This is a genomic window from Variovorax sp. AC103 (assembly GCF_979254005.1).
Map to the genome: position 1 here is coordinate 318,537 of NZ_CEEDFC010000004.1, position 26,577 is coordinate 345,113.

The 26,577-nt window shown below is 65.7% G+C and carries 27 protein-coding genes; 16 read left to right on the forward strand and 11 right to left on the reverse strand.

Annotated features, from left to right (window positions below):
* Positions 1–9: 9 nt before the first annotated feature.
* The gene (locus AC0IYU_RS08185) at positions 10–1,164 is read right to left on the reverse strand and encodes a GNAT family N-acetyltransferase (RefSeq protein ID WP_435483900.1); all 1,155 of its coding nucleotides are present in this window, start codon (positions 1,162–1,164) and stop codon (positions 10–12) included.
* Positions 1,165–1,183: 19 nt separating this feature from the next.
* Here AC0IYU_RS08185 and AC0IYU_RS08190 point away from each other — a divergent pair, with 19 nt between their 5' ends.
* A complete protein-coding gene (locus tag AC0IYU_RS08190) occupies positions 1,184–2,881 on the forward strand; it encodes an NAD+ synthase (protein WP_472115041.1) in 1,698 nt (565 codons plus the stop codon).
* Entirely contained in the window at positions 2,878–3,216 is a 339-nt protein-coding gene (locus tag AC0IYU_RS08195) for a P-II family nitrogen regulator (RefSeq protein ID WP_116907431.1), read from the forward strand. The genes AC0IYU_RS08190 and AC0IYU_RS08195 overlap by 4 nt, the downstream gene beginning before the upstream one ends.
* Positions 3,217–3,263: 47 nt before the next feature.
* Here AC0IYU_RS08195 and AC0IYU_RS08200 read toward each other — a convergent pair whose 3' ends face one another.
* From AC0IYU_RS08200 to AC0IYU_RS08225, 6 genes are read right to left on the reverse strand one after another with little or no spacing between them, the layout of a single operon-like run.
* Positions 3,264–3,854, reverse strand: a complete 591-nt coding sequence (locus AC0IYU_RS08200) for an LOG family protein (protein WP_472115044.1) — start codon at positions 3,852–3,854, stop codon at positions 3,264–3,266.
* 31 nt (positions 3,855–3,885) lie between these two features.
* Entirely contained in the window at positions 3,886–4,293 is a 408-nt protein-coding gene (locus tag AC0IYU_RS08205; RefSeq protein ID WP_435438138.1) for a diacylglycerol kinase, read from the reverse strand.
* A complete protein-coding gene (locus AC0IYU_RS08210) occupies positions 4,290–4,853 on the reverse strand; it encodes an RDD family protein (protein ID WP_472115046.1) in 564 nt (187 codons plus the stop codon). Before AC0IYU_RS08210 ends, AC0IYU_RS08205 begins: the two co-directional genes overlap by 4 nt.
* A 12-nt stretch (positions 4,854–4,865) precedes the next feature.
* Positions 4,866–5,690 carry a DUF3106 domain-containing protein gene (locus tag AC0IYU_RS08215; protein WP_472115048.1) on the reverse strand — a complete coding sequence of 275 codons (825 nt, stop codon included), beginning with the start codon at positions 5,688–5,690 and terminating at the stop codon, positions 4,866–4,868.
* Between the two features lie 17 nt (positions 5,691–5,707).
* The gene (locus AC0IYU_RS08220; RefSeq protein ID WP_435483896.1) at positions 5,708–6,133 is read right to left on the reverse strand and encodes a DUF3619 family protein; all 426 of its coding nucleotides are present in this window, start codon (positions 6,131–6,133) and stop codon (positions 5,708–5,710) included.
* Positions 6,130–6,696 carry an RNA polymerase sigma factor gene (locus AC0IYU_RS08225; protein WP_435438142.1) on the reverse strand — a complete coding sequence of 189 codons (567 nt, stop codon included), beginning with the start codon at positions 6,694–6,696 and terminating at the stop codon, positions 6,130–6,132. Before AC0IYU_RS08225 ends, AC0IYU_RS08220 begins: the two co-directional genes overlap by 4 nt.
* Positions 6,697–6,976: 280 nt before the next feature.
* Here AC0IYU_RS08225 and AC0IYU_RS08230 point away from each other — a divergent pair, with 280 nt between their 5' ends.
* The 8 genes from AC0IYU_RS08230 (at position 6,977) to AC0IYU_RS08265 (ending at position 16,593) form a co-directional block, all read left to right on the forward strand.
* Positions 6,977–8,761 carry an acetolactate synthase 3 catalytic subunit gene (locus tag AC0IYU_RS08230; protein ID WP_435438143.1) on the forward strand — a complete coding sequence of 595 codons (1,785 nt, stop codon included), beginning with the start codon at positions 6,977–6,979 and terminating at the stop codon, positions 8,759–8,761.
* A gap of 104 nt (positions 8,762–8,865) precedes the next feature.
* A complete protein-coding gene (gene ilvN / locus AC0IYU_RS08235; RefSeq protein ID WP_435438144.1) occupies positions 8,866–9,357 on the forward strand; it encodes an acetolactate synthase small subunit in 492 nt (163 codons plus the stop codon).
* Between the two features lie 55 nt (positions 9,358–9,412).
* Positions 9,413–9,676: a DUF4282 domain-containing protein gene (locus AC0IYU_RS08240; RefSeq protein ID WP_435446297.1), complete on the forward strand. Its 264-nt coding sequence runs from the start codon at positions 9,413–9,415 to the stop codon at positions 9,674–9,676.
* A gap of 54 nt (positions 9,677–9,730) precedes the next feature.
* The gene (gene ilvC / locus AC0IYU_RS08245; protein ID WP_435438146.1) at positions 9,731–10,747 is read left to right on the forward strand and encodes a ketol-acid reductoisomerase; all 1,017 of its coding nucleotides are present in this window, start codon (positions 9,731–9,733) and stop codon (positions 10,745–10,747) included.
* A gap of 187 nt (positions 10,748–10,934) precedes the next feature.
* Entirely contained in the window at positions 10,935–11,759 is an 825-nt protein-coding gene (gene pssA / locus AC0IYU_RS08250; protein ID WP_435438147.1) for a CDP-diacylglycerol--serine O-phosphatidyltransferase, read from the forward strand.
* 206 nt (positions 11,760–11,965) lie between these two features.
* Positions 11,966–13,669: a 2-isopropylmalate synthase gene (leuA, locus tag AC0IYU_RS08255; RefSeq protein WP_472115050.1), complete on the forward strand. Its 1,704-nt coding sequence runs from the start codon at positions 11,966–11,968 to the stop codon at positions 13,667–13,669.
* 59 nt (positions 13,670–13,728) lie between these two features.
* Positions 13,729–15,267 (forward strand): 2-isopropylmalate synthase, encoded by a 1,539-nt coding sequence (locus AC0IYU_RS08260; protein ID WP_472115052.1) that lies wholly within the window; start codon positions 13,729–13,731, stop codon positions 15,265–15,267.
* A 117-nt stretch (positions 15,268–15,384) separates the two neighbouring features.
* Entirely contained in the window at positions 15,385–16,593 is a 1,209-nt protein-coding gene (locus tag AC0IYU_RS08265) for a serine hydrolase (RefSeq protein WP_472115055.1), read from the forward strand.
* 81 nt (positions 16,594–16,674) lie between these two features.
* Here AC0IYU_RS08265 and AC0IYU_RS08270 read toward each other — a convergent pair whose 3' ends face one another.
* From AC0IYU_RS08270 to aat, 3 genes are read right to left on the reverse strand one after another with little or no spacing between them, the layout of a single operon-like run.
* Positions 16,675–17,505 (reverse strand): IclR family transcriptional regulator, encoded by an 831-nt coding sequence (locus AC0IYU_RS08270; RefSeq protein WP_472115058.1) that lies wholly within the window; start codon positions 17,503–17,505, stop codon positions 16,675–16,677.
* 30 nt (positions 17,506–17,535) lie between these two features.
* Entirely contained in the window at positions 17,536–18,285 is a 750-nt protein-coding gene (locus AC0IYU_RS08275; RefSeq protein ID WP_435438151.1) for an arginyltransferase, read from the reverse strand.
* A complete protein-coding gene (gene aat, locus AC0IYU_RS08280; protein ID WP_472115061.1) occupies positions 18,282–19,049 on the reverse strand; it encodes a leucyl/phenylalanyl-tRNA--protein transferase in 768 nt (255 codons plus the stop codon). The genes AC0IYU_RS08275 and aat overlap by 4 nt, the downstream gene beginning before the upstream one ends.
* Positions 19,050–19,274: 225 nt before the next feature.
* Between aat and AC0IYU_RS08285 the strand changes: the two genes are divergently transcribed.
* From AC0IYU_RS08285 to AC0IYU_RS08295, 3 genes are read left to right on the forward strand one after another with little or no spacing between them, the layout of a single operon-like run.
* Positions 19,275–21,605: a xanthine dehydrogenase family protein molybdopterin-binding subunit gene (locus AC0IYU_RS08285; protein ID WP_472115064.1), complete on the forward strand. Its 2,331-nt coding sequence runs from the start codon at positions 19,275–19,277 to the stop codon at positions 21,603–21,605.
* Positions 21,606–21,640: 35 nt separating this feature from the next.
* On the forward strand, positions 21,641–21,895 hold the full coding sequence (locus AC0IYU_RS08290) for a hypothetical protein (protein WP_472115067.1): 255 nt from the start codon (positions 21,641–21,643) through the stop codon (positions 21,893–21,895).
* Positions 21,896–21,908: 13 nt separating this feature from the next.
* The gene (locus tag AC0IYU_RS08295) at positions 21,909–22,331 is read left to right on the forward strand and encodes an SRPBCC family protein (protein ID WP_472115069.1); all 423 of its coding nucleotides are present in this window, start codon (positions 21,909–21,911) and stop codon (positions 22,329–22,331) included.
* Here the strand turns inward: AC0IYU_RS08295 and pobA are convergent.
* Positions 22,328–23,509: a 4-hydroxybenzoate 3-monooxygenase gene (gene pobA / locus AC0IYU_RS08300; RefSeq protein WP_472115072.1), complete on the reverse strand. Its 1,182-nt coding sequence runs from the start codon at positions 23,507–23,509 to the stop codon at positions 22,328–22,330. The genes AC0IYU_RS08295 and pobA overlap by 4 nt on opposite strands.
* A 173-nt stretch (positions 23,510–23,682) precedes the next feature.
* Between pobA and AC0IYU_RS08305 the strand changes: the two genes are divergently transcribed.
* The 3 genes from AC0IYU_RS08305 to AC0IYU_RS08315 all read left to right on the forward strand — a co-directional run bounded on the left by AC0IYU_RS08305 (position 23,683) and on the right by AC0IYU_RS08315 (position 26,504).
* Positions 23,683–24,453 (forward strand): IclR family transcriptional regulator domain-containing protein, encoded by a 771-nt coding sequence (locus tag AC0IYU_RS08305; protein WP_472115075.1) that lies wholly within the window; start codon positions 23,683–23,685, stop codon positions 24,451–24,453.
* A 63-nt stretch (positions 24,454–24,516) separates the two neighbouring features.
* Complete coding sequence (locus AC0IYU_RS08310) at positions 24,517–25,176, forward strand: response regulator (protein ID WP_056518096.1); 660 nt, start codon at positions 24,517–24,519, stop codon at positions 25,174–25,176.
* Complete coding sequence (locus AC0IYU_RS08315; protein ID WP_472115077.1) at positions 25,173–26,504, forward strand: ATP-binding protein; 1,332 nt, start codon at positions 25,173–25,175, stop codon at positions 26,502–26,504. The genes AC0IYU_RS08310 and AC0IYU_RS08315 overlap by 4 nt, the downstream gene beginning before the upstream one ends.
* The last annotated feature ends 73 nt before the right edge of the window (positions 26,505–26,577 follow it).

Genomic DNA, 26,577 nt, shown 5'->3' on the forward strand with positions numbered 1-26,577 from the left:
GGGCGGGGATCAGGCGGACTTGAACGGGCTGCGTTCGCCCAGGTGGTCCATGTAGTTCTCGATGCCCGCGCCCTCGCGCTCCAGGAAGCGCTCGACCGCATCGGCAAACGACGGATGCGCCAGCCAGTGGGCGCTGGTGGTCTTCACCGGCATCAGCGCGCGCGCCATCTTGTGCTCGCCCTGGGCGCCGCCCTCGAAGCGCTGTGCACCGTGCGCGATGCACCAGGCCAGCGGCTGGTAATAGCAAGCCTCGAAGTGCAGGCAATCGACCCGCTCCAGCGCGCCCCAGTAGCGGCCGTAAGCGACCAGCGGGGCATCGGGCTGGGTCGACAGTGCGATCAGGCTCGCGGCCATGGGCTTGCCGTCGCGTTCGGCCACGAACAGCAGCCAGGCCTCGGGCAGGGTGTCGGCCATGCGCCGGAAGAAGTCGCGCGTGAGGTAGGGCGGGTTGCCGTGCTCGCGGTAGGTGCGCTCGTAGCAGCGGTAGAAGAAGTCCCAGTCAGCCTTGGCGATGTCGGCCCCGCGCGACCAGCGAAAGCTCACGCCGGCGTCGGCCACCTTGCGGCGCTCCTGGCGAATCTTCTTGCGCTTGTCGTGCGAGAGGCTGGCCAAGAAGGCGTCGAAATCGGCGTACTGCGCGTTGGTCCAGTGAAACTGCACGGTGTTGCGCAGCATGAGGCCGGCCTCGGTGCAGGCGGCGATGTCGGCCTGGGCGCCGAACAGCAGGTGCAGCGACGACAGTTGTTCCTGCTTGCACAGTGCCACCAGGCCTTGCACCAGCAACGTGCGGCTGGCCGCGTCGCGAGCCAGCAGCCGCGTGCCGGGCACGGGCGTGAAGGGCACCGCGACCACGGCCTTCGGGTAGTAGGCCAGGCCGTGCTGCTCGTAGGCGTTGGCCCAGGCCCAGTCGAACACGTACTCGCCGTAGGAATGGTCCTTGATGTAGAACGGGCACGCGGCATGCAGTTCTTCGCCGTGCCACAGCGTGACGAACTGCGGCGTCCACCCGCTCTCGGGCGTGGCGCTGCGGCTGTCGTTCAGCGCCGCAAGGTATTCGTGGCGCATGAAAGGCGAGGGCTCGGCCTCGGCGGCGAGCAGCGCATTCCAGGCTTGCGGGCTCACGTCCGCCGGCGACGACAGAACCCGAATGACATAATCGTTCAAGCCTTTTTCTTCCTTCTGTATGACGCTCAAGCTCGCCATCGCGCAACTCAATTTTGTGGTGGGCGACCTCGCCGGCAATGCAAAAAAGATCGTCGACGCCGCGCGCCAGGCCCATGCCCAGGGCGCGCGCCTCTTGTTGACGCCCGAACTCTCGATTGCCGGCTATGCAGCGGAGGACCTGTTCCTCCGTCCCGCCTTCACCGAAGCCTGTGATGATGCCGTGAAAGGCATTGCTGCCGCTTTGGCCGACCTCAAAGACATGGTCGTGGTGGTGGGGCATCCGACCGGCGGCAGCCTGCGCAGCCGGTCGGTGGCCGTGCAACTGCGCCACAACGCGGCCAGCGTCATCAAGGAAGGCCGCATTCTCGAGACCTATGCCAAGCGCGAGCTGCCGAACTACCAGGTGTTCGACGAGCGCCGCTACTTCACGCCGGGGCAGGGCACCTGCGTGTTCGAGGCAGGCGGCGTGTCGGTCGGCCTGCTGATCTGCGAGGACGCCTGGTTCGACGAGCCGGCCGAACTCGCCCGCAAGGGCGGGGCCGAGGTGCTGGCGGTGATCAATGCCTCGCCGTACCACGTGGGCAAGGAAGGCGAGCGCGTGGCGCGCATGGCCGACCGCGCGCGGGCCGTGGGGTTGCCGCTCGTCTATGCGCACCTGGTCGGCGGACAGGACGAGGTGGTGTTCGACGGCGCATCGTTCGCGCTGCAGGCCGATGGCACCGCGGCCATGCAGGCCGAGAGCTTCCAGGAGAAGCTGCTTTTCGCGCAGCTGGAGCGCACGGCGCAGGGCGGCGTCGGGTTCGTGGCGCAGCCCGGCGCCGTGGCGGCTCCGCGCGACGCGCAGGCACAGCTTTGGGACGCGCTGGTGCTGGGCGTGCGCGACTACATCGGCAAGAACGGTTTTCCGGGCGCCATCCTGGGGCTTTCGGGCGGGATCGATTCCGCGTTGGTGCTCGCCATCGCGGTCGATGCACTGGGCAAGGACAAGGTGCGCGCGGTGATGATGCCGTCCCCCTACACCGCGGACATCAGCTGGATCGACGCGCGCGACATGGCGGCCCGGCTGGGCGTGCGCTACGACGAGATTTCCATCAAGGACACCTTCGAGTCCTTCAAGGGCGCGCTGGCCGATGAGTTCGAGGGCCGGCCCGAGGACACGGCCGAGGAGAACCTCCAGGCCCGCATCCGCGGCACTTTGCTGATGGGGCTGTCGAACAAGTTCGGCGCCATCGTGCTCACCACCGGCAACAAGAGCGAAATGGCGACCGGTTATTGCACGCTCTACGGCGACATGGCGGGCGGTTTCGCGGTCATCAAGGACCTGCTGAAGACCACGGTGTTCGCCCTGGCCCGCTGGCGCAATGCCCACGACCCGTATGGCACCGGCGCGGCGCCGATCCCCGAGCGGATCATCACCCGGCCCCCCAGCGCCGAGTTGCGGCCTGACCAGACCGACCAGGACAGCCTGCCGCCCTACGACATCCTTGACGGAATCCTGGCACGCTACATGCAGGACGACGAGGGCATCGACGAGATCATTGCAGCGGGTTACGACCGCGCGGTGGTCGAGCGGGTTGCACGGCTCATCAGGATCAACGAATACAAGCGGCGCCAGGCGCCGGTAGGCATCCGGGTCACCCACCGAAGCTTCGGCAAGGATTGGCGTTACCCTATCACCAGCAAATTCAACGAAACCGCCGGAGCACGAAAACCATGAAGCAGATCACCGCCATCGTCAAACCCTTCAAGCTCGAGGACGTGCGCGAGGCCTTGGCCGAAGTGGGCGTCACCGGCCTGACCGTGACCGAGGTCAAGGGCTTCGGCCGCCAGAAGGGGCACACCGAGCTCTACCGCGGCGCCGAGTACGTGGTCGACTTCCTGCCGAAGATGAAGGTCGAGGTGGTCGTGAACGAGGCCGATGTGGAGCGTTGCATCGAGGCCATCGTCAGTTCCGCGCGCACCGGCAAGATCGGCGACGGCAAGATCTTCGTCACCAGCGTGGACCGCATCGTGCGCATCCGCACCGGCGAAGAGAACGAGAACGCCGTCTGAACGAAAAAAGCCCCCGGGGACGGGGGCTTTTTTTCTTGAAGGGGGCGTCAGAGGTTTTCCGACAACCTGTCTTCGCGCGGATGCAGCGGCACTTCGGCACGCAGCGCCGTGAGCAGTTCGGTCGCGTCCGTGCCGGTGCGAATCAGCTGCATCTGCCAATCGCCCATGAAGCCCTCGCGCACGCTGTGCGCCAGGAAGCCCAGCAGGCCGTCGTAGTAGCCGGCGGTGTTGAGGATGCCGGTCGGCTTGTCGTGGTAGCCGAGCTGGCGCCAGGTCCAGATCTCGAACAGCTCCTCGAAGGTGCCGATGCCGCCCGCCAGGGCCACGAAGGCATCGGCGCGCTCGCCCATCATGGCCTTGCGATCGTGCATGGTGTCGACCACATGCAGCTCGTCGCACAGCGGGTTGGCCAGTTCCTTGTCGACCAAGGCCTTGGGGATGATGCCGACGACGCGACCGCCGGCCAGGCGGGTGGCCTCGGCCACCGTGCCCATCAGGCCGGTGCGGCCGCCGCCGTAGACCAGTTGGCCGCGGTGCTGGCCGATCCACTGGCCGACCGCTTGCGCGGCCTGGGAAAACTCGGGGCGCTCGCCGGGGCGCGAGCCGCAATACACACAGATCGAAAATTCAGGATTCATGCCGCCATCATGCCGCAGCCGGCAGGCCTTCTCATGACACGAAGCGTTGCCACAGTGCCGTCGCCCAGATGCCCCCGCACAGCGCGAGCGACAGCAGCACGGCCGCGCTGCCCATGTCCTTGGCGCGCTTGGACAGGTCGTGCCACTCGGGGCCGATGCGGTCGATGGCGGCTTCCACGGCGGTGTTGAGCAGCTCGACGATCATGACCAGAACCGCGCTGCCGGCGAGCAGCGCGACCTCGACCCAACTGCGACCGAGCCAGAAAGACGCCGGGATCATCACGATCGACAGGATGGCTTCCTGGCGGAATGCCGGCTCGCTCCAGCCGGCGCGCAGGCCCTGCAACGAGATCAGCGTGGCGTGAAAGACGCGCTCGAAGCCCTTGCGCGCCTTCTGCGGATTCACGGCGGGGTCGGGAAGTTTGGGCAGGGCACTCATTGGCGGCTCATCGGTGGGGAGGTGACGAGCCGGGTACCGGCCCAGGCGTCGTGCCAGAACTGGCGCTCGGGGTGAAAGCGTGCAAGCAGGGCCCAGACGGCGATCCAGCCGACGATCAGCACAGTCGATTCGCCCCCTGACAGCTTGAACGGCGCCATGGCGGCCAGCGGCGGCAGGAACCAGATCCAGCTCAGCAGGTAGCGCGCCAGGGCACGGCGCTGCGTGACGGGACGGCCGTGCACGTCGACGATGCGGATGTTCCAGGTTTTCATGGCGAGGGTCTGGCCCTTGGTCCAGAACCAGACGAAGTACACGCCGAAAACCACGAAAAGGAAAGCTTGGAACAGATGGCGCCGCGAATCCATGGCGTCACGCATCTGGCCCAGCGTGCTGAACAGCCAGCCCGAGACGAAGACCACGGCGAAAAGCAGCATGCCTTCGTAGAGCCAGCAAGCCATCCGGCGCCAGAGGCCGGGGACTATCGAAACAGGAGCGGCGGTTGCAGTCGTGACGGGCGAGACCGGGTCGGGGCGCGACGCCTCGGGAGAACTGGAAACCATCGAAGCCTTGCGTCAGGGAGACGAGGAGGGCGGGTCGGCCGGCGCGGGCACCTGGGCTTCGGCCGGAACCGGCGGCAGGGTCGCCTTGGACGGTGCGGGTGCGACAGGTACGACAGACACAGCGGGTGTTGCGGCCACCGGCGCGCGTTCCGGCGGCGATGCCACCATGATCGTGGCAGGCGCGCCAGCAGGTGCTGGCGGCGCCAGCAGGATGCGGGGCGTGTGCTGGCCGCCGGGTGTGAGGGCAGGCACCGGTACGAGTTTCTGCGCCGAAACCGGTCGCACCGGAACGGCCGCACCGCGTGGCTTGGCTGGCGCGAGTTCGGCGAGCTTGCGCTTTTCTTCCTCGCTCAAGGCTTGGTATTGCTCCCATTTGGCCTTGCGCTCGTCAGCCGGAATGCGCTTGACTTCGGCGAAGTTCAGCCGAGCCTGGGTGCGCTGCTGGTTGCTCAGCGCGGCCCATTCGATCATGCGGCTGTGCAGGGTGGTCTGGTCGTCCGCCGACATGCTGGAAAAATTGCGCGACAGCGCCAGCCACTTTTTCTTTTGCCCGGCGTTCAGCGTGTTCCAGTGCACGCTCAACGGCTTCAGTGCCTGTTGCTGCTCGGCGGTGAGTTCGCTCCAGAGGGGCTTGGTCGTGGAGACAGCCTTCGGGCTGGAGGCTGCCGCTGCCGGGCCGTTCGCAGATTTGGCGGCCGCCTCGGTGCGAGGCTGGGCGTGGGCAAGCGTCAGGCCGAAGGCTGCGACTGCAAGCGCACCAGCCCAAACGACCGCGCCCGCCGGAAGCGGGCGCGTCAGGCGGGGCGGGTTCGCGCTGGGGGAGGAACGGCGTCGCATTCGGTCGGTGAAAGATTTCAGTCGGAGGCGCTGTCGGCCTTGAGGAATTGGGCGAAACCGGGGTCGGTATAGGCGGCAGGTGGGAGGTCGCCGGTGAGCAGCGCGGAATCCACTTCGGCCAGCTCGCTGGCACGGTCGTCGTCCTGCATCACGCTGATGGTGATGAGGCCGGCCACCAGCGCGATCAGAGGCACCGCCGAGCCGATGCGGGTCCACCAGCTGCCACCCAGCGTGACCGTGTGGCCCGACTGCACCGCCACCGGGGCGGTTCGCAGTTGCGGGGGGAGCTTGCGCGCAGCCACGGCCTGTGCGCGCGCCACGCGCAGCCGCTCCCCGATGTCGTGCGGCAGCTCACGGTTGCCGACAGACAAACGAGCCGTCAAGCGCTCGCCGAACCGGTCCTCGGCAGCAGCGGATGATGTGGTTGATACCTTCGTATTCATAGCGATATTCCCTTGGCCTTGAGCGCCTTGCTCAGAGCGTGAACGGCTCGCGAGCAATGGGTTTTGACGCTGCCTTCGGAGCAGCCCATCGCGGCGGCCGTCTCTGCGACGTCCATTTCCTCCCAGTAACGCATCAGGAAAGCCTCGCGTTGACGGCCCGGCAAAGCCGCGATCTGTTCTTCGATCTCGTGGAAGACCTGGGCGCGGCGCGTGGTGTCTTCGGCGCTCTCCGTTTCCCTAGAGTCGGTCGGCGAGACGAAGTTCTCCAGCAGGTCGAAATCTCCGTCGTCGTCGACCGAATCGAAGTCGCTGAGGTTGGAGAACAGGGCGCGACGGGTTTTCTGGCGGCGGAACCAGTCGAGCGTGCAGTTCGACAGGATGCGCTGGAACAGCATTGGCAGCTCCTCCGGCGGCTTGTCGCCGTAGTGCTGCGCCAGCTTCATCATGCTGTCCTGCACGATATCGAGCGCCGCTTCTTCGTCCCGCACGTGATAGACCGAGCGCTTGAAAGCGCGTCGTTCGACGCTTTTCAGGAAGTCGGAGAGTTCTTGTTCAGTGGCCAAGCGAGAGTGGGGCGCAGAGCGCGCCGCATAGGAGGAAGGTCTGGCGATCGCGGGTGTTTGTCGCCGCGAATTATGCCTTTGTCGCTTTACAAGCCAGCTGAAGCGAATCTGAACGGCCGGAAATGCCATAATCCGCGCTGCAAGTCAAAAGGCAAACGGGTCACGGTCCGGCGGAACATCAGTCCGCCCATGGCTTTGGCCTCAAGTCCTGGCGCGACCTCACAAGGGTTGGCAAGGGGCACCCAAGGTATTTCGTTCCCGAAATAAACAAAGGTTGATCATGGAAATGTCCAAGGCGGAAATCGCTTCCGCAGCCGCTGCGTCCTCAGGCGCCGGCAACATCACGCAAGAACTCATGGGCGCTGAAGTGCTGGTCAAGGCACTGCAGGCCGAAGGCGTCAAGTACATCTGGGGCTATCCCGGCGGCGCGGTTCTGTACATCTACGACGCGTTCTACAAGCAAGACACCATCCAGCATGTGCTGGTGCGCCACGAGCAGGCCGCAGTGCATGCGGCGGACGGTTATGCGCGCGCTACCGGTGAAGTCGGCGTGGCGCTGGTCACGTCGGGTCCCGGCCTGACCAACGCGGTCACCGGCATTGCCACGGCGTACATGGATTCGATCCCGATGGTGATCATCTCGGGACAGGTGCCCACGGCAGCCATCGGCCTCGACGCCTTCCAGGAATGCGACACGGTCGGCATTACGCGCCCCATCGTCAAGCACAACTTCCTCGTCAAGGATCCGAAGGATCTGGCCATGACGATGAAGAAGGCCTTCCACATCGCACGCAGCGGCCGTCCGGGGCCGGTGGTGGTCGACGTCCCCAAGGACGTTTCCTTCAAGAAGACGCCTTACGCCGGCTATCCCGACAAGGTCGAGATGCGCTCGTACAACCCCGTGCGCAAGGGTCATGGCGGGCAGATCCGCAAGGCGCTGCAACTGCTGCTGGCGGCCAAGCGCCCCTACATCTACACCGGCGGCGGCGTGCTCCTGGGCAATGCGTGCAACGAACTGCGCACGTTGGTCGACATGCTCGGCTACCCGGTCACCAACACGCTGATGGGCCTGGGCGCCTACCCGGCGAGCGACCGCAAGTTCCTGGGCATGCTGGGCATGCACGGCACCATCGAGGCCAACAATGCAATGCAGAACTGCGACGTGCTGCTGGCCGTGGGCGCGCGCTTCGACGACCGCGTCATCGGTAACCCCAAGCACTTCGCGCAGAACGAACGCAAGATCATCCACGTCGACATCGACCCGTCGAGCATCTCCAAGCGCGTGAAGGTCGACATCCCGATCGTCGGCGACGTGAAGGACGTGCTCACCGAACTGATCTCGATGATCCGCGAGAGCACCACCAAGCCCGACGCCGGTGCGTTGGCAGAGTGGTGGAAGACCATCGAGGCCTGGCGCTCGCGCGACTGCCTCAAGTACGACCGCGACAACAAGGACGTCATCAAGCCGCAGTATGTGGTCGAAACGCTCTGGAACATGACCAAGGACGCCGACGCGTACATCACGTCGGACGTGGGTCAGCACCAGATGTGGGCCGCCCAGTACTACCGATTCGACGAGCCGCGCCGCTGGATCAATTCCGGTGGGCTGGGCACCATGGGCGTGGGCATTCCCTACGCCATGGGCATCAAGCTCGCCAAGCCCGACTCGGAAGTGTTCACCATTACCGGCGAAGGCTCGGTGCAGATGTGCATCCAGGAACTCTCCACCTGCCTGCAATACAACACGCCGATCAAGATCTGCTCGCTCAACAACCGCTACCTGGGCATGGTGCGCCAGTGGCAGGAGATCGAATACTCCGGCCGCTACAGCCACAGCTACATGGACGCGCTGCCCAACTTCGTGAAGCTCGCCGAGGCCTATGGCCACGTCGGCATGCTGATCGAGCGTCCACAAGACGTGGAGCCCGCGCTGCGCGAAGCGCGCAAGCTCAAGGACCGCACGGTGTTCATGGACTTCCGTACCGACCCGACCGAGAACGTGTTCCCGATGGTGAAGGCCGGCATGGGCATCACCGAAATGCTGTTGGGCTCCGAAGATCTCTGATCAACGGCGCATTCGCTTAACTATTCACTGACGAATCTATTGCCCGCCGAGCCTGCGCATTACCGTGCGTGGGGGAGGGCGGCGAAAAGAGGAGTCACGCAAACATGAAACACATCATTGCAGTGCTGCTGGAAAACGAGCCCGGTGCTCTTTCCCGCGTGGTGGGCCTTTTTTCGGCCCGCGGCTACAACATCGAATCGCTGACGGTGGCGCCCACGGAGGATCCGAGCCTCTCGCGCATGACCATCGTCACGAACGGTTCCGACGAAGTGATCGAGCAGATCACCAAGCACCTGAACCGCCTCATCGAAGTGGTGAAGGTCGTCGACCTGACCGAAGGTGCCTACACCGAGCGCGAGCTCATGATGGTGAAGGTACGCGCCGTCGGCAAGGAGCGCGAGGAAATGATGCGCATGGCGGAAATCTTCCGTGGCCGCATCATCGACGTGACCGACAAGAGCTACACCATCGAACTCACCGGCGACCACGGCAAGAACGACGCTTTTCTGGAAGCGATCGAGCGTAGCGCTATCCTCGAGACTGTCCGCACCGGTGCCAGCGGCATCGGGCGCGGCGAGCGCATTCTGCGCGTGTAAAGGGGGGTGCAAATCCCTCAGTTCCATCGTTTATCAATACATGAGGAGAAGGTGAATGCAAGACTTGCTGGGATTCGACAAGATGGTGACGCCCATCATCATCCGGATACTGTATTTCCTCGGACTGCTGGGTGTGCTCGTGATGACCGTCGTGTCATTGTTCCAGGGGCGCATCCTGATGGCCATCGGCGTTCTTGTGTTCGGCGCGATCATGGTTCGCGTCTATAGCGAATTGCTGATCCTGCTGTTCCGCATTCACGACAACCTCGTGTCCATCAACCAGCAAATGAAGGACCGGAATTCTTCCGGTCAACTGTGAGTGAACGCACCCCCGTACAGGGGGTGCATCGAGACTAAATAGGAAAGACGCATCATGAAGGTTTACTACGACAAGGACGCCGACCTCAGCCTCATCAAGGGCAAGACGGTCGCAATCATCGGTTATGGGTCGCAAGGTCACGCGCATGCGCAGAACCTGAACGACAGCGGCGTCAAGGTCGTGGTCGGCCTGCGCAAGGGTGGCGCTTCGTGGGACAAGGTCGGCAAGGCCGGCCTGCAGGTCGCCGAAGTCGCCGACGCCGTGAAGGCGGCCGACGTGGTCATGATCCTGCTGCCCGACGAGCAGATCGCCAACGTCTACAAGAACGACGTGGCCCCGCACATCAAGGAAGGCGCTTCGCTCGTCTTCGCGCACGGCTTCAACGTGCACTACGGTTTCGTGCAGCCGCGCGCCGACCTCGACGTGTGGATGGTCGCTCCCAAGGCCCCGGGCCACACCGTGCGCAGCACCTACACCCAGGGCGGCGGCGTGCCCCACCTCGTGGCCGTGCACCAGGACAAGACCGGCAAGGCGCGTGACCTCGCGCTGAGCTACGCCACGGCCAACGGCGGCGGCAAGGCCGGCATCATCGAGACCAACTTCCGTGAAGAAACCGAGACCGACCTGTTCGGCGAACAAGCGGTTCTGTGCGGCGGCACGGTCGAACTGATCAAGGCTGGTTTCGAAACGCTGGTGGAAGCCGGCTACGCGCCTGAAATGGCGTACTTCGAATGCCTGCACGAGCTCAAGCTGATCGTCGACCTGATCTATGAAGGCGGCATCGCCAACATGAACTACTCGATCTCGAACAACGCCGAGTACGGCGAGTACGTCACGGGCCCGCGCATCGTGACCGACGAGACCAAGAAGGTCATGAAGCAAGTGCTCAAGGACATCCAGACCGGCGAATATGCCAAGAGCTTCGTGCTCGAAGCGGCTGCCGGCCAGCCGGCACTCATCAGCCGCCGTCGCCTGAATTCGGAGCATCAGATCGAAGTCGTCGGCGAGAAGCTGCGCGCAATGATGCCTTGGATCAAGAAGAACAAGCTGGTCGACCAGACCCGCAACTGATTTTCACGTCGAAACGCGCTCCCCCGGGGCGCTTTCCCCAAGGGCCACCCGTCGCGGTGGCCCTTTTGTTTGAAGGGGGTCCAAGAGGTCCCCTGAACTACACTGCAAGCCATGCGACTCACAGACCAAGATGCTATCGATTGGATAGCTGACCGCTCAGTGCCCACGAGGGACGGAGGCAAATTCAATGCATGACGATACCGTTCCCGACGTGGTGCAGCCGCGCAAACGGCGCAAGGGCATCTACATCCTGCCGAACCTGTTCACGCTCGCCGCGTTGTTCGGCGGTTTTTATTCGGTCGTGATGGCCATGAATGCGCGCTTCGACCTCGCTGCACTCGGCGTGTTCGCCGCGATGATTCTCGACAGCCTCGACGGGCGCGTCGCGCGCATGACCAACACGCAAAGCGCGTTCGGCGAGCAGATGGATTCGCTGTCCGACATGGTGTCTTTCGGTGCCGCGCCGGCGCTCATTGCTTACGAGTGGTCGCTCAAGGGACTGGGGCGCTGGGGCTGGATCGCCGCGTTCGTGTATTGCGCGTGCGCCGCATTGCGGCTGGCGCGCTTCAACGTGAACACCGGCGTGGTCGACAAGCGCTGGTTCCAGGGCCTGCCTTCGCCCGCTGCCGCGGCGTTGGTGGCCGGATTCATCTGGCTTGTGGACGAATGGGGCAAGCGCGGCGGCGAAGTGCTGTATCTCTCGTGGACGCAGATCACATGGGTCACCTTTGCATTCACGCTGTACGCGGGCCTCACGATGGTCACGAACGCGCCCTTCTACAGTTTCAAGGACATCCAGATGAAGAAGAGCGTGCCCTTCGCCGCGATCGTGCTGATCGCGCTGGGCATTGCCGTCATCAACATCCATCCGCCTACCGTGCTGTTCGGCCTGTTCGTCATCTACGGCCTCAGCGGCTACGTGGTCTATGGCTGGCGCAAGGCCAAGGGCCAACCGGCGAGCGTGATCAGCACTTCCACCGAAGAGCCTGACGAGCGGGGACTGCACAACTGAGACGCCGGGCCTTCCCAGGCTCGCGCCGGCTGTGCTACATTCGCAACCCTCATGACCAAGATTTCGCTGCTGGCCCTACTAGCCCTCCCTCACGGGCGGAGACGGTAGCGCACGCGCTAATCCCATCACCACGGCCCGTTCGCACCAGCAACGGGCCGTTTGTATTTGGGGTTGCTGGTTGAATTCCAACCACTCAGAGAATCGACATGCTCAAGCAACCTCAAAGCAAATACCGCGCATTCGCCCCGATCGGCCTCAAGGACCGCACCTGGCCCGATGCCGTGCTGACCAAGGCGCCCATCTGGCTGTCGACGGACCTGCGTGACGGCAACCAGGCGCTGGTCGAGCCCATGGACATCGCGCGCAAGATGCGCATGTTCGAAACCCTTGTGGCCATCGGCTTCAAGGAAATCGAAGTGGGCTTCCCCTCGGCCTCGCAGGTCGAATTCGACTTCGTGCGCAAGCTCATCGAAGAAGACCGGATTCCTGACGACGTGACGATCCAGGTGCTGACGCAGGCGCGCGACCACCTCATTGCACGCACCTTCGAATCGCTGCAAGGCGCCCCGCGCGCCATCGTGCACCTCTACAACGCGGTGGCGCCGGTGATGCGCCGTGTGGTGCTCGGCATGGACGAAGACCAGATCGTCGAGCTCGCCAGCAGCCATGCGCGCATGTTCAACGACTTCGCGGCGAAGCAGCCGAACACGCACTGGACCTTCCAGTACTCGCCCGAGATGTTCTCGGGCACCGACGTCGTGTTCTCCAAGCGCGTGGTCGATGCGGTCACCGACGTCTGGGCGCCGACACCCGAGCGCAAGTGCATCGTGAACCTGCCCACCACGGTGGAGCATTCCACGCCGAACATCTTCGCGGACATGATCGAGTGGATGCACCGCAACCTTGCGCGCCGCGATTCCATCGTGCTGTGCGTGCATCCGCACAACGACCGCGGCACCGGCACCGCAGCCGGCGAACTGGCCCTGATGGCCGGCGCAGAGCGCATTGAAGGCTGCCTGTTCGGCAACGGCGAGCGAACCGGCAACCTCGACCTCGTGAACGTGGCGCTGAACCTGTACACCCAAGGCGTTTCGCCCGAGCTCGACTTCTCGAACATCGACGAGATCCGAGCCACGGTGGAGCATTGCAACCAGATTCCCGTTCATCCTCGCCACCCGTACGTCGGCGACCTTGTCTACACCTCGTTCTCGGGTTCGCACCAGGACGCGATCAAGAAGGCCTTCGCGGCACGCAAGGAAGGCGACATCTGGGACATGCCCTACCTCCCCATCGACCCCAAGGACGTGGGCCGCAGCTATGAAGCCGTGATCCGCGTGAACAGCCAATCGGGCAAGGGCGGCATGGCCTATCTGCTCGAAAGCGAATACGGCATCGAGATGCCGCGCAGGCTGCAGATGGAGTTCATGCAGACCGTCCAAGGCGTGATGGACGTCGCCGGCAAGGAACTCACCGCCGCCGACCTCTGGCAGCTGTTCGTGCGCGAATACGGCATCGAGACCGCGCAGTCGCTGCAACATCGCGTGATCGAGGAAGAAGGCGAGGGCGCCAACGCCGCCGTGGTGCTGCGCGGCGACCTGCCGTGGGACGGTGAAGTGCGCGCCATCGAAGGCCGCGGCAACGGCCCCATCGATGCCTTCACGCAGGCGCTGAGCAAGGCCACCGGCCACACGGTGCGCGTGATGGATTACCACCAGCACGCCATCGGCGCTGGCGCTGATGCGAAGTCCGTGGCCTACCTGGAGCTGCGGGTGGATGAAAGCCAGACGCTGTTCGGCGTGGGCATCGACGCCAACGTCATCTCGGCGTCGCTGAAGGCGATTGTCTCGGGCGTGCAGCGTGCGCGAGGCCGGGGCACCCACAGCGCACAATCGACGGTTGAAGTCGCCTGACGCTCCCGCTGCGACTTGAGCCGGGAGCGCGAGGTGGGAACGAACAAAGGAGATCCACGATGACCGACCAACTCATTATTTTCGACACCACCTTGCGCGACGGCGAGCAATCGCCAGGCGCCTCGATGACGCGCGACGAGAAGATGCGCATTGCAAAGTTGCTGGAGCGGCTGAAGGTCGACGTCATCGAAGCCGGCTTTCCCGCCAGTTCGAACGGCGACTTCGAGGCTGTGAAGGCCATTGCGAACGTCATCAAGGACTCGACGGTGTGCGGCCTCTCGCGCGCCAACGACCGCGACATTGCACGCGCCGCCGAAGCCCTGAAGGGCGCGGCCCGCGGACGCATTCACACCTTCATTGCGACCTCCGCGCTTCACATGGAAAAGAAGCTGCGCATGACGCCCGACGAGGTGCACGAGCAGGCCAGGCTGGCCGTGCGCTTTGCGCGCAACCAGATGGGTGACGTGGAGTTCAGCCCCGAAGATGGCTACCGCAGCGACCCGGACTTCCTGTGCCGCGTGCTGGAAACCGTCATCAACGAAGGCGCCACCACCATCAACGTGCCCGATACCGTGGGCTACGCCGTTCCAGAGCTCTACGGCAACTTCATCAAGATGCTGCGCGAGCGCATTCCCAACAGCGACAAGGCGATCTGGTCGGTGCACTGCCACAACGACCTCGGCATGGCCGTGGCCAACTCGCTGGCTGGCGTGAAGATCGGCGGCGCGCGACAGGTGGAATGCACCATCAACGGCCTGGGAGAGCGCGCGGGCAATTGCTCGCTCGAGGAAGTGGTCATGGCGGTCAAGACCCGCAGGGACTACTTCGGGCTCGACCTCAACATCGACACCCAGCACATCGTGGCCGCGAGCCGCATGGTGAGCCAGACCACCGGCTTCGTGGTGCAGCCCAACAAGGCCGTGGTGGGCGCCAATGCCTTCGCGCACGCGTCCGGCATTCACCAGGATGGCGTGCTCAAGGCCCGCGACACCTACGAGATCATGCGCGCCGAAGATGTGGGCTGGGCCGCCAACAAGATCGTGCTGGGCAAGCTCAGCGGCCGCAATGCCTTCAAGCAGCGCCTGCTGGAACTGGGCGTTTCCATGTCGAGCGAGGGCGACATCAACGCCGCCTTCCTGCGTTTCAAGGAACTGGCCGACCGCAAGTCGGAAATTTTCGACGAAGACATCCTCGCGCTCGTCAGCGCGGAAGAGGTGTCGAACGTTGGTGAGCAGTTTGCTTTCGTCTCTCTCTCCCAGCACAGCGAAACCGGCGAGCGCCCCCAGGCGAAGGTCGTGTTCACCGTCCAGGGCAAGGAAGTCACCGGCGAATCCGACGGGAATGGCCCGGTCGATGCTTCCCTGAAGGCGATCGAGTCGCTCGTCAAGAGCGGCGCCGAGATGGTTCTTTACTCTGTAAACGCCATCAGCGGCTCGACGGAAAGCCAAGGGGAAGTTACAGTCCGGTTACAAAATGCAGGGCGGGTGGTGAACGGTGTGGGTGCAGACCCCGACATCGTGGTGGCTTCGGCGAAGGCTTATTTGAGTGCCCTCAATAAGTTACAGAGCCAAGCTGAGAGAGTTGCGGCACAAGGTTAGGTTTTCAGGCGATCCTTGCTATTCGATTGAAGAAGAGGATGCAAGTAACTGATATTGCGTGCCTTTTTTGATTTCGATACACTGCGGTCCTTGTTTGTCGCCGCTGGAGATTTATTAATGCCTGAAGCCCGCCTCCGCCGAGTTTCCAGCCAGCGGTTTCTACCCGCCTTCCGATTCCTCGCCGTCGCGCTGTGCGCCACGGCGTTTTTGCTGCCCGGCGCCCAGGCCGCGAAGAAAGAAAAGCCCGCCGCCGCCAAGACCACCGTCGCCAAGAAGGCGAAGGGGCCGGTGCCGGTCGAAGTCAAGCGCAACGCATCGTCCAAGACGGCACGTGGCGCAGCGCCCGTCGTCGCACAGCGCGGTCGGGCCGAAAAAGCCGACAAGGTCGTTCGTGGCGGCCGCAACGTGGTGGCCACGCTGCAGAGAAAGAACGGCAAGACCGTGGTCGCCGTGCAGCGCCGCTCGGTGGTGCGCGTCGAAGCGCCCCCGCGCCAGTCCTTCGGACAGATGGCTGGCCTGCATGGCACCGAAGACGTGCTCGACCTGAAGTCGAGCGTCGCCCTGGTCATCGACCAGGACACGCATGAAGTGCTGTTCAGCAAGAACGACCACGCCGTGCTGCCGATCGCGTCGCTCACCAAGCTCATGACCGGTTTGCTCATCAGCGAGGCCCATCTGCCCAACGAAGAGCTGATCACCATCACGCAGGACGACGTCGACACCGAAAAGCGCAGCAGCTCGCGCCTGACGGTCGGCACCACGCTGTCGCGCGGCGAACTGCTGCACCTGGCGCTGATGTCGAGCGAAAACCGCGCCGCGCACGCGCTGGGCCGCACCTACCCGGGTGGCCTTTCGACCTTCGTGAGCATCATGAATGCCAAGGCCAAGATGCTCGGCATGAAGGACACGCGCTACGCGGAGCCCACCGGCCTGTCCAGCCGCAACCAGTCGAGCGCGCAAGACCTGGCCTTGCTGGTCAACGCGGCCTATTCAGACGCGACGGTGCGGTCGCTGTCCACCTCGCCTGAATACCAAGTCGAAGTCGGCAACCGCGTGCTGCAGTTCAACACCACCAATCGCCTGGTGAAAAGCCCGGACTGGGAAATCGGTGTGCAGAAGACCGGCTACATCTCCGAAGCTGGCCAGTGCCTCGTGATGCAGGCCCGCGTGGCCGGCCGCAAGCTGATCATGGTGTTCCTGGATTCGGCCGGCAAGTACAGCCGCATTGCGGACGCGGAGCGGGTTCGCCGCTGGGTAGAGGCCACGCATGCCGCCGGCTCGCCGGCCGCTTCGCGCGCCGTCTCTGCCTACCAGGTGGCCGGCTGATACGCAGTCGATAGACCCCCAACGCAAACAGGCCCTTCTCAGGGCCTGTCTGTTTTTGGGCAGATGCTTCCGCGAAGCGGGTCAGGTGCCGGTCGCCGGCGTGCTGGTCGTCGAAGCCGCTGGCGTTGCGGCCATCCCGTCCTTGAACCCCAGCGCGCCCGATATCTCGTTGGCCGTCGCTTGCAGCTTCGGCAGCCAGCCTTCGTCCAGCCGGTCGGCCGGGGCGGAAATGGACAGGCCAGCCACCAGCTTGCCCTGGTCGTCGTAGATGCCGGCGGCCATGCAGCGCACGCCCAGTTCCAGTTCTTCGTTGTCGCGGGCAATGCCGTACTGGCGCGCCTTCGACAGCTCGCGCTCGAGCGCCGGCAGTTGGGTGATGCTGTTGCGGGTATGGCCGGCCAGGCCCGTGCGGGTCGCGTAGCTGCGCACGCGTTGCGGGTCGTCGGCCGCCAGGAACAGTTTGCCGGTCGAGGTCAGGTGCAGGGCGGCGCGCCCACCGATGGCGCGCACCACCTGCATGCCCGAGCGCTCGCTGTAGGAACGCTCGATGTACACGATCTCGTCGCCTTGGCGCATGCTCAGGTTGACGGGTTGCTGCGTGAGCTTGTGCAGCTCGCGCATCGGGCCCAGCGCGGCGTCGCGCACGTTGAGCCGGCCCTTCACCAAGTTGCCCAGTTCCAGCAGGCGCATGCCCAGCCGGTAGCTGCCGGCCTCTGGCCGATCTACGAAACGCCCGACCGCGAGGTCATTGAGGATGCGGTGCGTGGTCGAAGGATGAAGCCCGGTCTTTTCGCTGATCTCCTTCAGCGACATCGCCTCTTCGCGGGATGCCAAGACATCGATCAGCGAGAACATGCGCTCAATCACCTGGATCACTGGAACGGCGGGAATGTCTGATTGGTTTTTTCTCATGGCGCTTTGCGGTGAAGACCGGTCGCCATTTTACCTTGTGAAATCAGCGGGCGCCTGCCAATGTCCGTCAACCAGCACTTCGTGCGGGGAGAAGCGCGCCTTGTAGTTCATCTTCGGGCTGTGTTCGATCCAGTAGCCGAGGTACACATGCGGCAGCCCGAGCTTGCGCGCCTGCTCGATCTGCCAGAGCACGCTGTACGTACCGTAGCCCGTGCTCGTGTCGGGTTCGTAGAACGTGTAGACCGCCGAGATGCCGTCGTTCAGCACGTCGAGGATCGACACCATCTTCAGTGCACCCGCGCTGCCGTCGGGCAGCGTTTCGCGAAACTCGACCAGACGGGAGTTGACCCGGCTCTGCAGCAGGAACTGGGTGTACTGGTCGATGCTGTCGTGGTCCATGCCGCCGCCCGAATGCCGACCGTTCTGGTAGCGCAGGTAGAGCTGGTAGTGCTCTGGCATGAAGCACAGCTTGAGCACGCGCGCCTGCAGGTCTGCATGCTGCTTCAGCGCCCGCCGCTGGCTGCGCGTGGGGTGGAAGCTGTTGGCCAGCACCCTCAGCGGGATGCATGCACGGCAACCGTCGCAATAGGGCCGATAGGTGAACATGCCGCTGCGCCGGAAGCCGCTGAGCACCAGGTCGGAGTAGGCGTCGTTGTGGATCAGGTGGCTGGGCGTGGCCACCTGCGACCGGGCCTGGCGATCCGGCAGGTAGCTGCAGGGATACGGCGCCGTGGCGTAGAACTGCAGGGTGTGAAGCGGAAGGTCCTTGAGGTGCGTCACGTCGTCACATCGGGAGAGGAAGGAGGTCGCGCGGAAAGGAGGTCGAGCCAGTATACGGGGTCGAATTGCCACCGCGGCCCCTCCTGTTGTCGCGCCAGAGCCACGTGCGCGACGAAGTTTTTGCGCGCCACCTCAAGGGCGCCGAGGCTCGCGAGGTGCGCCGTGTTCTGCTGGCAGTCGATCATCTGCACGCCCGAGCGGCGGCACAGGGCGACCAGCGCGGCCAGCGCGATCTTCGAAGCGTCGGGCCGGCGCGTGAACATGGACTCGCCGAACACCGCGCGGCCCAGCGCCACGCAGTAGAGCCCGCCGGCCAATTCGCCGTCGATCCACGTCTCGACGCTGTGGGCGTGGCCTGCGAGGTGCAAATTCGTATAGGCCTGCACCATGTCCGGCACGATCCAGGTGCCCGACTGGCCGACCCGCGGCGAGCGCGAACAGGCCTGGATGACGGCGCCGAAGTCATGGTCGATCCGCACTTCGCAGCCCGGCGCCTGCGCAAAGCGCAGCAGCGTCTTTCGAAGCGAGCGGTGCAGCTTGAAGTCGTCCACCCGCAGCACCATGCGCGGGTCGGGGCTCCACCACAGGATGGGCTGGTCCTCGCTGAACCACGGAAACACGCAGTGGCTGTAGGCCTGCATCAAAGTATCGACGTCGAGCGAGCCGCCTGCCGCCAGAAGTCCAGGCACGGGGTCGGTCACGCCCCAGGCCGATGCGGGGTCGGGGAGGGCATCGCCGGGTTCGAGCCAGGGAAGTTGTCGCATGGGTGGAGGTATACACGGCTTCCGGAAAACCGAATCCGATGTCGGGAAAATTGCGTAGGCACCGGGTCTGTCCGACAGACGTAGAGCGGGAGCGATGCAACCATCGGGATGACACACCCACAAATACCGTTGAAAACCATATAGTGCTCAGCTTGCATTCGCGCTACCACAGCGGATCCGCCAAGCATCGATGCTTTGCGTGGGGATCGGCACAAGAGGACCACGTTGACCACTGAACCCAACCCCACCCGCTTCGGCAGCGGCCAGGCGGTACGCCGCCTCGAAGACGAAAGCCTGCTGTCGGGCGCCGGACGCTACACCGACGACGTCACGCTGCCGAACCAGGCGCACCTCGTTTTTCTTCGGTCCCCGTACCCGCACGCACGCATCCTTTCCGTCGACACCAGCGGCGCCGCGGCCATGCCCGGCGTGCTGCGCGTGATCACCGGCGCGGACATGGCCCAGGCCGGCGTCAAGCCCATGCCCGGTGCCGCGGGCTTCAAGCGCGCCGACGGCGGCGACAGCGCCAGCCCGCCGCGCTACGCCTTGGCGCATGAGCGCACCCGCTTCGTCGGCGAGGCGGTCGTGGCGGTGGTGGCAGACACGGTGCAGCAGGCGCGCGACGCGGCCGAAGCCATCATGGTGGACTACGAAGACCTGCCCATGGTGGTCGACCTCGCGAGTGCCACTGCCGAAGGCGCACCCATGCTGTGCGAAGAGGCCGCCGGCAACATCGCCGCCGAAATGCGCCACGGCAACAGCCAGGACGCCACAGCCGCCTTCGCCAAGGCCGCCCACGTGGTCGCGCTCGACGTGAACAACCAGCGCGTGGTCGCCCTGACCATCGAGCCGCGTTCCGTGCTCGCCTGGCGGGAGGGCGAAACCGGCCGCCTCACGATCCGCATGAGCACGCAGATGCCCTCGGGCGTTCGCGATTCCGTCTGCGCGGCCATCGGCTTGCCCAAGGAAAAGGTGCGCGTGGTGGTGGGCGACGTCGGCGGCGGCTTCGGCATGAAGACCGGCGCCTACCCCGAGGACATCGCCGTCGCCTTCGCGGCGCTGCAGGTCGAGCGACCCGTGAAGTGGGTGGCCGACCGCAGCGAAGAGTTTCTTTCGAGTGCGCACGGCCGCGACATCGAGGCACGGGCCGAACTGGCGCTCGACGCCCAGGGCAAGATCCTGGCACTGCGCATCAAGACGCTCGCCAACGTCGGCGCCTACGCCACCGGCACCGGCGTTGCGATCCAGCTGCTCATCGGGCCCTGGGTGCAGACCAGCGTCTACGACATCCAGACCATCGATTTCCATTTCAAGGCGGTGCTCACCAATACGGCGCCCACCGGCGCCTACCGCGGCGCGGGCCGGCCCGAGGCCATTTTCACCATCGAGCGCCTGATGGACGAGGCCGCGCGCCAGACTGGCATCGACCGCATCGTGCTGCGCCGGCGCAACTTCATCCGTCCCGAGCAGATGCCGTACAAGAACCCGATGGCGCAGACCTACGACACGGGCAACTTCGAATCGGTGATGGACCAGGCGCTCACGCTGGCCGACTGGCAGGGCTTCGAGGCCCGCGCGGCCGAGTCGTCGCGCAATGGCAAGCACCGCGGCCTGGGCATCGCCACGTTCCTCGAGTGGACGGGTGGCAACGTGTTCGAAGAGCGCGTCACGGTCTCTGTGCAGGCCGACGGCGTGATCGAGGTGTTTTCCGCCGTCAACGCCATGGGGCAGGGCATTGCCACCTCGCTCGCGCAGCTGGCGGTCGATGCCTTCGGCGTGCCCATCGACAAGGTGCGCGTGGTGCTCGGCGACACCGACCGCGGCGACGGCTTCGGGAGCGCCGGATCGCGCTCGCTGTTCACGGGCGGCTCGGCGGTGCGCATCGGCGCGGAGCGCACCATCGACAAGGCACGCGAACTCGCCGCGCAGGAGTTCGAAGCCGCCATCGACGACATCACCTACAGCCGCGGCGTGTTCACCGTGGCCGGCACCGACCTCGAACTCGACCTGTTCACGCTGGCCGGCAAGCAGGCAGAGCGTGAGATCTTCGTCGAATCCACCAGCACCGTGGCCGGGCCGACCTGGCCCAACGGCTGCCACATCTGCGAGATCGAGATCGATCCACCCACCGGCGAGATCAGCGTGGTGGCCTACAGCTCGGTCAACGACGTGGGCCGCGTCATCAACCCGATGATCGTGCGCGGCCAGCTCGAAGGCGGTGCGGTGCAGGGCATCGGCCAGGCGCTGTACGAGCAGGTGGTGTACGACCACGAAACCGGCCAGCCCGTCACCGGCAGCCTGATGGACTACGCCGCGCCGCGCGCCGACATCGTCGACACCATGTTCCACATGGAAATGGACGAGTCGACGCCATGCAAGAACAACCCGCTGGGCGTGAAGGGCGTGGGCGAGCTCGGCACCATCGGCGCCACGCCGGCCATCGTGAATGCGGTGGCCGATGCGTTCGCGCGCAACGGCCTGGCCACGCGCGCGCCGCGCCTGCACATGCCGCTGAGCCCTGCGCGCGTGTGGCAGGCGATGCAGACGGTCGACTGACGGGCCCACGGCGCGTGTGCCGAAGGGCGAAGGCCATGCGCGTCACCTCCGAACTGAACACCGAGCCGATTCGCGTGGCCAGCTACCGCTGCGACGCGGGCCCGGACGCAAGGCCCTTCACCGAGGTGCACGAGGGCTACTCGGTGTCGTACGTCCGCGGGGGCGGCTTCGGCTACCGCACGCGCGGCAAGGCTGCCCGGGGTGACCGCAGGATTTTCCAAGACCGCATCGCCGCGTTGCTCGACGATGCCCGCCTGGCCCACCCGTCGGGCAGGGCACCGTCACTTTGAAGCGAGGTTGATCATGGCCACGGTGTACAAGGAATTCGTCGTCGAGGCCGATGCGGCCCAGGTGTGGGATGCGCTGCGCGACTTCGGTGCGGTGCACACACGGCTCGCACCGGGCTTTGTCGCCGCCTGCAGCCTCGATGCCGAGGGTGCCCGCATCCTCACCTTCGCCAACGGCCTCGTTGCGCGCGAGGCGATGGTCGGGCTCGACGACGCGCATCGCCGGCTGGCCTATACAGTGACCGGCGGCAAGGCCGCTCATCATCACGCGTCGGCGCAGGTGTTCGAGGAAGGCGAGGGGCGCTCGCGCTTCGTCTGGATCACCGACGTGCTGCCCGACGCCATGGCGGCCTACATCGAGCCGATGATGGTGCAGGGCGGCGCGGCCATGAAGGCCGCGCTGGAAGGGCGCACGGGCCCGGCCCGCGCGGTGGCCTAGAAGTCTTCCAGCGGCAGCCCGACGTAGTTCTCTGCCAGCGACGTGGAGGCCGCGTGCGAATGCACCAGGTAGTCGAGCTCGGCCTCCTGGATCTTCTGGCCGAAGGCGCCCGTTTCCGGAAAGCGGTGCATCAGGGAGGTGAACCACCACGAGAAGCGCTCGGCCTTCCACACGCGGCGCAGGCACAGGTCGGAGTAGCGGTCCAGCGCCGAGGCCGACTTCTCCGCGTAGAAGATTTCGAGCGCACGCGAGAGGTAGCCCACGTCGGCCGTCGCCAAGTTCAAGCCCTTGGCGCCGGTCGGCGGCACGATGTGCGCCGCGTCGCCGGCCAGGAACAGCGCGCCGAAGCGCATCGGCTCCGCCACGAAGCTGCGCAGCGGCGCAATGCTCTTTTCGATCGATGGGCCGGTCACCAGCTGCTCGCGTGCCTCGGGGTCGAGTCGCGCGCGCAGCTCGTTCCAGAAGGCTTCGTCGCTCCAGTTTTCCACGCGTTCGTCGGTCGGCACCTGCACGTAGTAGCGCGACCGTGTGGCGCTGCGCATGCTGCACAGGGCAAAGCCGCGCTCGGTGTTGGCGTAGATGAGCTCGTGCGACACCGGCGGCACGTCGGCCAGCACGCCCAGCCAGCCGAAGGGGTAGACCTTCTCGTAGGTCTGGATGGCGTCGGCCGGCACGCTCGCGCGGCTCACGCCGTGATAGCCGTCGCAGCCGGCGATGAAGTCGCATTCGAGCTCGTGCGTCTGGCCGTCCTTCTCGTAGCGCACGCGCGGCTTGGCCGAGTCGAAGTCGTGCAGGCTGACGTTCGCCGCGCTGTAGATGGTGGTGAGGCCCTCGGCCGTGCGCGCTTCCATCAGGTCGCGCGTCACCTCGGTCTGGCCGTACACCGTCACCTGCTTGCCGCCCGTGAGGCCGTGCATGTCGATGCGGTGGCGCGCGCCCTTGAACAGCAGCTCGATGCCGCCGTGCGGCAGGCCTTCGGACTTGGCGCGGGCGTCGACGCCGGCACGCGCCAACAGGTCCATCGTGACTTGTTCGAGCACGCCGGCGCGGATGCGGCCCAGCACGTAATCGCCGCTCTGGCGCTCGACGATGACGTTGTCGATGCCGGCCTTGTGCAGAAGCTGCCCGAGCAGAAGGCCCGCGGGGCCGGCGCCGATGATCGCGACCTGGGTGCGCATGTTCGTGTCTCCGAGATGGTTTCGTCGAGCGTAGGGCGCGGGGGCGGTTCTGTGGCGGCGGGCGCGGAGGCTGTGTGCGATCATGCGAATGCGTGCGCGATGATCGCGCAACACTTCCATCCGGGCACCGTTCACCCGCGTTCACCCGCGAACTTCAGACGAACCACCGACGCATGACCATCGCCAAAGCCGATTTCATCGAAGGCATCGCCAAGGGCATGGCCGTGCTCGAAAGCTTCGACACCGAGCGCCAGCGCCTCAACGCCACGCTGGCCGCCGAGCGCGCCGGCCTCACGCGCGCCGCGGCCCGCCGCCACCTGCTGACGCTGGCGCACCTGGGCTACCTGGAAACCGACGGCAGCTATTTCTGGATGGCGCCCAAGGTGCTTCGTTTCTCGGGCAGCTACCTCGCGTCGTCGCGGCTGCCGCGTGCGTTGCAGCCCACGCTGAACCGGCTGGCCGCGCAGACGGGCGAATCGTTTTCCGCCGTGGTGCTCGACGGGGAAGAGGTGGTCATCGTGGCGCGCAGCGGCAGCTACGGCACGCCGACGCGCGTGCTGGCCTACGGCCTGCACCTGGGTGCACGCTTGCCGGCGCATGCCACCTCCACGGGCCGTGTGCTGCTGGCCGCGATGCCTCCCACCCAGTTCACGCAATGGCTCAAGGGCCGCCACCTGGCGCGGCTCACGCCGCAGACGGTGACACAGGCGCGCGGCCTGCGCCAGCTGGTCGCGCGCGCACGCAAGGACGACCACTGCTTCGCCAGCGAAGAGCACGAACTCGGCGTGCAGGCGCTGGCGGTGCCGCTGCGCGACATGCAGGGCCACACGGTGGCCGCGCTGAACGTGGTGCTGTCGGGCACGCGCTACCAGGAAGAAGCGCTGCAGCGCGACATGCTGCCGCTGCTGTTCGAAGCCGCGCGCGAAGTGCGCTCCTTGCTGTGAGCTGAACTTTCCGCGCGGCGCCCGCCTCGAACCCTCCGCATCCGAACCAGGGACACACCCACCATGCGACTCCTGCTCCTCGAAGACGACGTGATGATCGGCGAAGCCGTGCTCGACCTGCTGCGTGCCGAGCAGTACGCGGTGGACTGGGTGAAAGACGGCGAGGCCGCCGAGTCGGCCCTGCGCACTCAGCAGTACGACCTGGTGATGCTCGACCTGGGCGTGCCGCGCCGCGACGGCCTGGAGGTGCTGCGCAACCTGCGCGCGCGCAAGCAGCGCATGCCGGTGCTCATCGCGACCGCACGCGACTCGGTGCAGCAGCGCATCGAGGGCCTCGACGCCGGCGCCGACGACTACGTGCTCAAGCCCTACGATCTCGACGAGTTGCTGGCCCGCATCCGCGCCTTGCTGCGCCGCGCAGCGGGGCGTGCCGAGCCGGTGTACGAGCACATGGGCGTGAGCATCAACCCTGCCACGCGCGAGGTCACGGTGGCCGGCCAGCCGGTGGTGCTGTCGGCGCGCGAGTGGGCCGTGCTGGAGCCTTTGCTGGCGCGGCCCGGCATGGTGCTGTCGCGTGCCCAGCTCGAAGAAAAGCTCTACAGCTGGAAGGACGAGATCAGCAGCAACGCGGTCGAGGTCTACGTGCACGGGCTGCGCAAGAAATTGGGCGCCGAACTGATCCGCAATGTGCGCGGCGTCGGCTACATGGTGCCCAAGCTGTGAGGCGCAGCCTGACGGGTTCGCTGCGCGCGCGGCTGCTGGGTTTCCTGCTTGCGGCCATCGTGCTGGCCGCTGGCGCGCAGGCGCTGGTGGCGTACCGCACGGTGCTCACCGAGGCCGACGACATCTTCGATTACCACATGCAGCAGATGGCGCTGTCGCTGCGCGCGGGCCTGCCGCCGAGCGCGGCGGTCGGCGGCATCGGCACGGGCGAGCAGAACTTCGACTTCGTGGTGCAGGTGTGGACGGCCGACGGCACGCGCATTTTCGAGTCGGCGGAAGAGGCCGCGCTGCCGCAGCTCGCGGTGCTGGGCTTTGCCGACGTGCATGCGCGCGGCACCACCTACCGCGTGTTCTCGATGCAGACGCGCGGGCTGGTGATCCAGGTGGCGCAGGACATGGCCGCGCGCCGCCACATGGCCGGCACGCTGGCCTTGCGCACCATTGCGCCGGTGGCGCTGATGGCGCCGTTGCTGATGCTGGTCGTGTGGTGGGTGGTGAGCCGCTCGCTCGCGCCGGTGGCGCGCGTGCGCAAGCAGGTGGCGTCGCGCCAGGCCGACGACCTGTCGCCGGTCAGCGAAGAGGGCCTGCCGGAAGAGGTGCGACCGCTGGTGCAGGAGCTGAACCTGCTGTTCGACCGCGTGCGCCACGCCTTCGATGCGCAGAAGCACTTCGTGGCCGATGCCGCGCACGAACTGCGCTCGCCGCTGGCCGCATTGAAGCTCCAGGTGCAGGGCCTGCAGCGCGCACCCGACGGCGCATCGCGGGACCTGGCCGTGAGTCGCCTCGTGGCGGGCATCGACCGCGCCACGCGGCTGGTCGAGCAGATGCTCGCGCTGGCGCGCCACGAGGCCAGCATGGCGGCCGGCGCGAAGCCCGAGCCGGTCGACCTGTCGGAGGTGGCGCGCCTTGCCGTGTCCGACGCCGTGGCGGCGGCCCAGGCGCGCGGCATCGACATCGGCATCACGCACGCCGACGCCGCCGTGGTCGACGGCCAGTCGGAGGCGCTGCGCATGCTGCTGCGCAACCTGCTGGAGAACGCGGTCAAGTACACGCCCGTCGAAGGCCGCGTCGACATAGCCATCACTCGGCGCAACGACGCGGTGGAACTCACCGTCGACGACAGCGGCCCGGGCTTGCCGCTCGCTGAGCGCGAACGCGTGCTCGACCGCTTCTACCGCTCCGGGGAAACGCAGGCGCCCGGCAGCGGGCTGGGCCTGGCCATCGTGAAGTCGATCGCCGAGTTGCACGGCGCCACGGTGGCGCTCGACGAATCGCCCAGCCTCGGTGGGCTGCGCGTGCGCGTCGTCTTTGCGCCTTCGGCCGCTTGATCGACGTTTGATCGGCGTTTAAGCGGCGCTTAAGCCTGCGCGACGACATTCCTTTCATCGTGTTTGCGTTGAT

What these genes read in the sequence shown, in the direction of transcription:
- AC0IYU_RS08230 (WP_435438143.1), top strand. Translation starts at nt 6,977, where the DNA reads ATGGAAATGTCCAAGGCGGAAATCGCTTCCGCAGCCGCTGCGTCCTCA.
- AC0IYU_RS08295 (WP_472115069.1), top strand. Translation starts at nt 21,909, where the DNA reads ATGGCCACGGTGTACAAGGAATTCGTCGTCGAGGCCGATGCGGCCCAG.
- ilvC (WP_435438146.1), top strand. Translation starts at nt 9,731, where the DNA reads ATGAAGGTTTACTACGACAAGGACGCCGACCTCAGCCTCATCAAGGGC.
- pobA (WP_472115072.1), bottom strand. Translation starts at nt 23,509, where the DNA reads ATGCGCACCCAGGTCGCGATCATCGGCGCCGGCCCCGCGGGCCTTCTG.
- AC0IYU_RS08215 (WP_472115048.1), bottom strand. Translation starts at nt 5,690, where the DNA reads ATGCGACGCCGTTCCTCCCCCAGCGCGAACCCGCCCCGCCTGACGCGC.
- AC0IYU_RS08205 (WP_435438138.1), bottom strand. Translation starts at nt 4,293, where the DNA reads ATGAGTGCCCTGCCCAAACTTCCCGACCCCGCCGTGAATCCGCAGAAG.
- ilvN (WP_435438144.1), top strand. Translation starts at nt 8,866, where the DNA reads ATGAAACACATCATTGCAGTGCTGCTGGAAAACGAGCCCGGTGCTCTT.
- AC0IYU_RS08270 (WP_472115058.1), bottom strand. Translation starts at nt 17,505, where the DNA reads ATGAGAAAAAACCAATCAGACATTCCCGCCGTTCCAGTGATCCAGGTG.
- AC0IYU_RS08190 (WP_472115041.1), top strand. Translation starts at nt 1,184, where the DNA reads ATGACGCTCAAGCTCGCCATCGCGCAACTCAATTTTGTGGTGGGCGAC.
- leuA (WP_472115050.1), top strand. Translation starts at nt 11,966, where the DNA reads ATGCTCAAGCAACCTCAAAGCAAATACCGCGCATTCGCCCCGATCGGC.
- AC0IYU_RS08220 (WP_435483896.1), bottom strand. Translation starts at nt 6,133, where the DNA reads ATGAATACGAAGGTATCAACCACATCATCCGCTGCTGCCGAGGACCGG.
- AC0IYU_RS08305 (WP_472115075.1), top strand. Translation starts at nt 23,683, where the DNA reads ATGACCATCGCCAAAGCCGATTTCATCGAAGGCATCGCCAAGGGCATG.
- AC0IYU_RS08310 (WP_056518096.1), top strand. Translation starts at nt 24,517, where the DNA reads ATGCGACTCCTGCTCCTCGAAGACGACGTGATGATCGGCGAAGCCGTG.
- AC0IYU_RS08200 (WP_472115044.1), bottom strand. Translation starts at nt 3,854, where the DNA reads ATGAATCCTGAATTTTCGATCTGTGTGTATTGCGGCTCGCGCCCCGGC.
- aat (WP_472115061.1), bottom strand. Translation starts at nt 19,049, where the DNA reads ATGCGACAACTTCCCTGGCTCGAACCCGGCGATGCCCTCCCCGACCCC.
- AC0IYU_RS08265 (WP_472115055.1), top strand. Translation starts at nt 15,385, where the DNA reads ATGCCTGAAGCCCGCCTCCGCCGAGTTTCCAGCCAGCGGTTTCTACCC.
- AC0IYU_RS08240 (WP_435446297.1), top strand. Translation starts at nt 9,413, where the DNA reads ATGCAAGACTTGCTGGGATTCGACAAGATGGTGACGCCCATCATCATC.
- pssA (WP_435438147.1), top strand. Translation starts at nt 10,935, where the DNA reads ATGCATGACGATACCGTTCCCGACGTGGTGCAGCCGCGCAAACGGCGC.
- AC0IYU_RS08290 (WP_472115067.1), top strand. Translation starts at nt 21,641, where the DNA reads ATGCGCGTCACCTCCGAACTGAACACCGAGCCGATTCGCGTGGCCAGC.
- AC0IYU_RS08195 (WP_116907431.1), top strand. Translation starts at nt 2,878, where the DNA reads ATGAAGCAGATCACCGCCATCGTCAAACCCTTCAAGCTCGAGGACGTG.
- AC0IYU_RS08210 (WP_472115046.1), bottom strand. Translation starts at nt 4,853, where the DNA reads ATGGTTTCCAGTTCTCCCGAGGCGTCGCGCCCCGACCCGGTCTCGCCC.
- AC0IYU_RS08260 (WP_472115052.1), top strand. Translation starts at nt 13,729, where the DNA reads ATGACCGACCAACTCATTATTTTCGACACCACCTTGCGCGACGGCGAG.